This is a genomic window from Phaeobacter sp. HF9A (assembly GCF_011806385.1).
Taxonomy (GTDB): Bacteria; Pseudomonadota; Alphaproteobacteria; order Rhodobacterales; family Rhodobacteraceae; genus Epibacterium.
On record NZ_JAATOX010000168.1, the window covers coordinates 1 to 6,308 of the forward strand.

Below are 6,308 nucleotides of genomic sequence, written 5' to 3' on the forward strand. Positions count from 1 at the left end.
GCGGGCAACATCCTCTGCGCTTAGATTGTGATGATTGGGAAGATAAATACCATAGTCGTGTATGATATCAGCCTCTGGCAGGATTTGCTCTCCATAGGAGCGGATCCAAAATGGATGCCGAGCGATATTTCCGCAAATGAGAGGGCGGCATTCTATGTTCTCGGATTTCAGTATCTTGGATACTTCGATGCGATTTTCAACAAGTGTTCCATAGGCAAAAGACGAGAGCAGACCCGTGGAGCTCTTTTGACAATAAAAATCCGGGAGCTGCTCTGCATAGGCGTTAAAGTTTCGACGACGCACGTCACAGATTTTGTCCAGCTTTTCGATCTGGCGCAGACCGATAAAGGCTTGCAGGTCGGTTGATCGAAGATTGAACCCTGCATGATAGAAGGTATAGAGATTTCTGAAATCATCAATGCCATGCTGTTTTTGCAAGCCGGTCTGCAGTTCTGGGTTCAGATCTCGGCTCCAGCCATGAGAACGCAGGGAAAGCATGATCTGGTGTAAATCAGCGTCGTCGGTGACAACCATTCCACCTTCAATTGTAGAGATGTGATGCCCATAGTAGAAAGAAAAACTGCCGGCTAATCCATGACAACCCAATTTCCTGTCTTCAAAAGTGGAACCGAGTGCTTCGCAGCTATCTTCGAGGAGGACGACCCCATACCGATCACAGATCTCCTTGATTGCGCGCAAGTGGTTGGCATGTCCGAGGACATGTACCAGGATCAACAGTGACGGAGCCTCCGTGCGGCACAACTCTTCAAGGTGGTCCAGATCGAGACCCAAATTTTCCGCATCGCAGTCGCACAGTCGCACATCGAACCCCAGCTGCATCAGAGGTGAAACTGTCGTCACCCAGCTTACCGCAGGCGCGATTACCTTGTTGTTCCGCAGGCGGCCCGCCTCTTTCGCGGCATAGATCATCAACAAGTTCGCCGAAGATCCGGAGTTCACGAACACGGCGTATTCGCAGTTCATCCATCGCGCAAATTCAAGTTCAAACTGGGTGGTGAGCCCGGCCTTTGTGAGCCTGTTGCCAGCCAACATCCACTCCGCAGTCGCTTCAAGATCGCTTTGGGAGATTGTCTCTTCGGCCAGAAAAACCGGTTTTACTGTATTGCTAATATCCGTCATTGCGCGGCTCGAACCATTTGCATTGCTTTCAACTCGACGTAGTAGGCGCGCACCTCATTGTAGGCCGCAGCAATTTTCGTCTTCTTTTCCTGATCCTTCAACGCGTCAATCGTGATGCTGCCGTCATGTGCACGAAAACTTGCCAGAGGCTCCTTTACAAAACCTATCTTCGGATATCGCAGCATGGACAGGAGTGATGCGAAAATGTCCGGGCCCACACCGTGATATTCGCTTTTCTGCAGAGGCAACCCTCCTTGATAGAGCGCATCGATAAGGACTTGTTTCCTGAAAAGTGCTGCGCCGGGAGAGATGAGAGAACCGACAATGCGGTCCTCCGCTTGATGGGCTTCAAAAATACCTGTTTCTGGAAGCCATTCCAGAAACTGCGTCATCATTTGTTTGCCACTCTGGTCGTCGACAACTTCAGCTCCGGTAAAGGCGAACCCAACGTCATCGCCCATTACGCTGATACATTTTTCGATGAAGTTGCTTGCAATCCAATCGTCGTCATATTGCAAGTGCACATATGTGCCATTCGCGTGGAGTACCCCTTCGAGCCAGCAAAAGTGAGGGCCAAAATCCCGCTCGCGGCGGACATAAGTCACCTTGTCTTCATATCTCGCGACAATTTCGGGGGTGTTGTCCGTAGAGCCGTGATCGACAACAATGACTTCACATGGATAGGTTTGCGCCAAAGCGCTTTCGATGGCCTTGGGCAACATGTCCGCCCGGTTGAATGTCGGGATAACAATTGATACGGTCTTAGACATTTGAAGCTCCAAGATATTTTTTCAAAAGCGAGATGTCCGGAAACACGTTATTTGACGTGCCTATGCTTTTGATTTTTACAGGAAATGGGGCGATTTCTCGTGCGAAGTCGGCAACGGTGATTGGCTGACCTGAGCCCACATTGACGACGCCCTCTGCATCGGTGAGTGCCAGTCGCACCAGAAGACGAGCGGCATCTTTCGCGGTCAGGAAATCGCGCAGACCGTCCGCACCATGGAGTTCGAACGGTTGTTCCGGGTCATGAGACGCGAAACGGCGCTCCAGCGTGGGGCGCAAATAGCTGCCTTGTTGTTGGGGATCATGGATCGAGAAAAGCCGTGCCACGCAGATCGAACGCCCGGTCTCGGCGCAGATTTCGCGCGCAGCCTGCTCGCCAAGCAATTTGCTTTTCCCATAAAGCGAAAGCGGCTCTGTCGTCTGGGATTCGGCTATTGGAGTGTCTTGCGGTGCGTAGACATGTCCCGTGGAACACTGCAACAATCGTGCAGGAGACGAGCCCAATGCCGCAAGCAGATTGATGGTCCCTGCCGCGTTGACGGCGAACCCCCGTGCCGGATCTTTGGTCACATCCGCAACAGCTACAAGTGCAGCCAGGTGAATAACCAAATCCAATGGGCCAGCTGCGTCAATGTCTTGTGAAATTGTCGACAGATTGGTGAGATCCGCGGTGTTGCGGATCACCTCCGCATCGGGTGCAAATTGCGCGATAGCCGCCAAAACGTGACGTCCAAGAATGCCACCGCTGCCCGTAATATATATACGTTTCACCATCGTCAGTTGGGCCTAAACTCAACGGGCGTCTTGCCAAAGATCGTCATATAGTTCTTGGCGAGAGCGTGGCTTTGAGCCTCGATGTTGTTGCGCGGGGGGGAAGAACGCTCTGCCACAGGTTTCGATGGCGTCAACTCTTGCAAGTCAATCTTGTGGTTTTCGGGTATCATCTGCGCAAACGACACGGAATGCACACCGTGTTTCACAAACTGTGCGTCATCGTCATGTGAACGGAATTCTGCCTGCGCGTCGGGCGAGGAGTAGTAGCGCCCTATTAGGTAAGGAAGACGCCCCGTGCCCACACCCAGTTTTTTTACATACTCCCAGAAAATGGCGTCGCCGATAGATAAAATCGGGTCTTTGTTGCCAAAATAGCTTGGATACCAGCGTTGAGTCTTTGTCAGGTCCCACATGGTCGCGGGGCCAAATGAACCGCGCTCGCCGAGGCCGCTTCCCAACCGAAGGTTCTCGGTCTTCTCGGGGGGCCAAGCCGGCCGAAAAACGGTCTGCGCCGGGTCTGCGATGCCAAATGACTGTTTTTGGAATGCGTGATCGAAGCAAATCAGCCACTCCCCGCCAACAAGGGCCACATTGTTCTGCTTGATGAAGCCCAACAATAGTTGAGCGCCTTCATTGGCCAACCGATCATCCATATTGAGATTCATCACATAGCGCGTCCGCGCCAAGGCCACCCCTGCCGCCCAGGCTTCATAGATCGTGAGCGGATCAGAAAAGCTGTGCCATGGTGCATCCAGCCAATCGGGAGCAGTGTCACCGTTGTCAAAGATATAACATGGCTCAACCGGTATTGTTTGCCGCTTCAGATTCTCCCAATGCGACCGGAGTAGCTCCAACTTGTCCGGCTGTTTATGCCATACGGCGCAGAATACAGTAACCTCCGGGCGGTTGGGCTGCGTATGGTCTGGCAGATTGTGAGACTTGAGGCGCATAATATACCTATCCAGGAGTGTGTAGCGTGCCGCGCAGGTCGCGACAGTTTGAGATAATCTCTATTGGATTAAATCGAGGTTAACCCAATGCGAGAACTACCAAGATAGACCGGCCTCTTCCGGTATCAAACCTGCTGAAATGGCGGTATCAGGCTGAGTGATTGCTAACAAATTTGGACGGCGATGGATGGGTGTGCCCCTCGGCGCCCCCTGGCCTTACCCCAAAAAGTCCCGATAGGCATCGGCGATGCCTTCCTCTAGGGATCGGACATTATTCCAGCCCATAGCGTGCAGTCTGCCACTGTCCATCAGCTTGCGCGGGGTTCCGTCTGGTTTGCTGGTGTCAAAAACCAACTCCGCCTCAATCCCCACTACACGGGCGATGGTTTCTGCCAGCCCGCGGATCGAGACCTCGATGCCTGAGCCGACATTAATGTGCTCGTGACCTGAATATTGCCCCAACAAGAATACCAGCGCATCCGCGAGGTCGTCGCAGTGCATGAATTCGCGCAAAGGCGTGCCAGAGCCCCACAGCTCAACCTGCGCAGCACCAGCAACTTTTGCCTCGTGGAACTTGCGCAGCAGTGCGGGCAAAACATGTGAGGTGGTCAGATCGTAGTTGTCTCCCGGCCCATACAGGTTCGTGGGCATCGCCGAAATCCAGTCGCGGCCATATTGCTGGCGATAGGCCTGCATCAGCTTGATGCCGGCGATCTTGGCGATCGCATACCACTCGTTGGTGGGCTCGAGAGGGCCGGTCAACAGGCTGGCCTCCGGGATCGGCTGCGGCGCCAGTTTGGGATAGATGCAGGAGGAGCCGAGGAAGAGGAACCGCGCAACGTCGGCCCGATGCGCCGCCTCGGCCGCATTCGCCACGATCATCATGTTCTGATAAAGGAAATCCACCGGATATTCGCTATTGGCCTTGATGCCGCCGACCTTGCCCGCCGCCATAATGATGGCATCCGGGCGCATTTCCTGCATCCAGGCCCGCACGGCGGCCTGGTCCACCATGTCCAGCTCGGCCCGGCTGGCGGTCAGCACCTCGCAATCCTCCCGCGCCAGGCGTCGCACGACGGCCCCGCCGACCATGCCGCGATGGCCGGCCACAAAAATGCGCTTGCCACGCAGGTCGAAAGCCAAATCAGATGTCATGACGCTGCTTATTCCCCGATACAGACCGGCAGATCATAGCCGTGCTCCTTGAGGAATGCGTGACGGCGGGCGGTTTTCAGATCCTCGACCACCATTTCGGCACACATCTCCTGCGCAGTGATTTCCGGCACCCAGCCCAGTTTTTCTTTTGCCTTGGTGGGATCCCCCAAAAGGGTTTCCACCTCAGCCGGGCGGAAATAGCGCGGATCAATGCGCATCACAATATCGCCCACCTTCAGTGCCGGAGCCTTGTCACCGGTGATCGCGGCCACTGTGGCTACCTCATCGACGCCCTTGCCGGAGAATTCAAGGTGCAGGCCCAGCTCGGCCGCCGCCCAAGAGATGAATTCGCGCACCGTATACTGCACGCCTGTCGCGATGACAAAATCCTCCGGCACCTCCTGTTGCAGCATCATCCACTGCATCCGCACATAGTCCTTGGCATGGCCCCAGTCGCGCAAGGAATCGATGTTGCCCATGTAGAGACAGGGCTCCAACCCTTGGGCGATATTGGCCAATCCGCGGGTAATTTTGCGGGTCACGAAGGTCTCGCCGCGGCGCGGGCTCTCGTGATTGAAGAGGATGCCGTTGCAGGCATAGACACCATAGGCTTCGCGGTAGTTCACCGTGATCCAATAGGCATACATCTTGGCCACCGCATACGGGCTGCGCGGGTGAAACGGCGTGGTTTCACGCTGCGGCGTCTCCTGCACCAGACCATAAAGCTCCGAAGTGGAGGCCTGATAAAATTTGGTCTTTTCCTCCAGTCCCAGAAAGCGGATCGCCTCGAGCAGGCGCAGGGTGCCCATGGCGTCCACATCGGCGGTATACTCCGGCGCTTCAAATGAGACCGCCACATGGGACTGCGCGCCCAGATTATAGACCTCGTCAGGCTGCACTTCCTGTAGGATGCGAGTCAGATTCGAGGTATCGGTCAGATCACCATAGTGCAGCTTGAACCGCGCCTGTTCGGCATGCGGATCCTGATAGATGTGGTCAATCCGGTCGGTGTTGAACAGCGAGGCGCGGCGTTTGATGCCATGCACCTCGTAGCCTTTCTCCAGAAGAAGTTCCGCCAGATAAGAACCATCCTGGCCGGTAACCCCGGTGATCAGCGCTTTTTTCATGTTTCGTCCTTCCATCAGGCAGTAGCTCGCGCGCCATGATACCAAGGAGTTTATTTAAAATTTCTTCATGCACATGGCTTTGTTGCGCAAATCAGCTGCGGAGCAGACTTCTCCACGCCTGAGACGGACTTATCCGATGGCCTCTGTGACAGGCATACCAAACATGACCTTCAATGTCAGGTTGTTTGGATCGCAGCGTCACTGAAGCACTGCTGCCCACCGCGTTTCCCGCGCGCCCCAAGGTGATGCAACGAACCAATGCGTACCCGCTATGACTGAAGGAACTTCATGCGGAGCTAGGGTGGTAATCCCCCCCGATCTTAAGGGGATGCGGAAGTAGAATTTTCTCGGCAGGATGAACGAGGAGATTCCGATG

The 6,308-nt window shown here is 54.8% G+C and carries 6 protein-coding genes; all 6 read right to left on the minus strand.

What is annotated here, in order from left to right; translation table 11 throughout:
• The coding region (locus HCZ87_RS19085; protein ID WP_167646426.1) for a DegT/DnrJ/EryC1/StrS aminotransferase family protein at positions 1-1,140 on the minus strand (1,140 nt) is incomplete at its 3' end.
• A complete protein-coding gene (locus HCZ87_RS19090; protein ID WP_167646428.1) occupies positions 1,137-1,910 on the minus strand; it encodes a glycosyltransferase family 2 protein in 774 nt (257 codons plus the stop codon). The genes HCZ87_RS19085 and HCZ87_RS19090, both read right to left, overlap by 4 nt.
• On the minus strand, positions 1,903-2,700 hold the full coding sequence (locus tag HCZ87_RS19095) for an NAD(P)-dependent oxidoreductase (protein WP_167646445.1): 798 nt from the start codon (positions 2,698-2,700) through the stop codon (positions 1,903-1,905). Before HCZ87_RS19095 ends, HCZ87_RS19090 begins: the two co-directional genes overlap by 8 nt.
• 2 nt (positions 2,701-2,702) lie before the next feature.
• Positions 2,703-3,650, minus strand: coding sequence for a glycosyltransferase family A protein (locus HCZ87_RS19100; protein ID WP_167646447.1), 948 nt, complete (start codon positions 3,648-3,650; stop codon positions 2,703-2,705).
• Positions 3,651-3,866: 216 nt separating this feature from the next.
• Positions 3,867-4,805: a GDP-L-fucose synthase gene (locus HCZ87_RS19105; protein WP_303048862.1), complete on the minus strand. Its 939-nt coding sequence runs from the start codon at positions 4,803-4,805 to the stop codon at positions 3,867-3,869.
• 8 nt (positions 4,806-4,813) lie between these two features.
• Entirely contained in the window at positions 4,814-5,932 is a 1,119-nt protein-coding gene (gene gmd / locus HCZ87_RS19110; protein ID WP_167646449.1) for a GDP-mannose 4,6-dehydratase, read from the minus strand.
• Between the last annotated feature and the right edge of the window lie 376 nt (positions 5,933-6,308).

Excerpts from the sequence above, each read along its gene's own strand:
- HCZ87_RS19090 (WP_167646428.1), bottom strand. The coding sequence starts at position 1,910 with ATGTCTAAGACCGTATCAATTGTTATCCCGACATTCAACCGGGCGGAC.
- HCZ87_RS19095 (WP_167646445.1), bottom strand. The coding sequence starts at position 2,700 with ATGGTGAAACGTATATATATTACGGGCAGCGGTGGCATTCTTGGACGT.
- HCZ87_RS19100 (WP_167646447.1), bottom strand. The coding sequence starts at position 3,650 with ATGCGCCTCAAGTCTCACAATCTGCCAGACCATACGCAGCCCAACCGC.
- HCZ87_RS19105 (WP_303048862.1), bottom strand. The coding sequence starts at position 4,805 with ATGACATCTGATTTGGCTTTCGACCTGCGTGGCAAGCGCATTTTTGTG.
- gmd (WP_167646449.1), bottom strand. The coding sequence starts at position 5,932 with ATGAAAAAAGCGCTGATCACCGGGGTTACCGGCCAGGATGGTTCTTAT.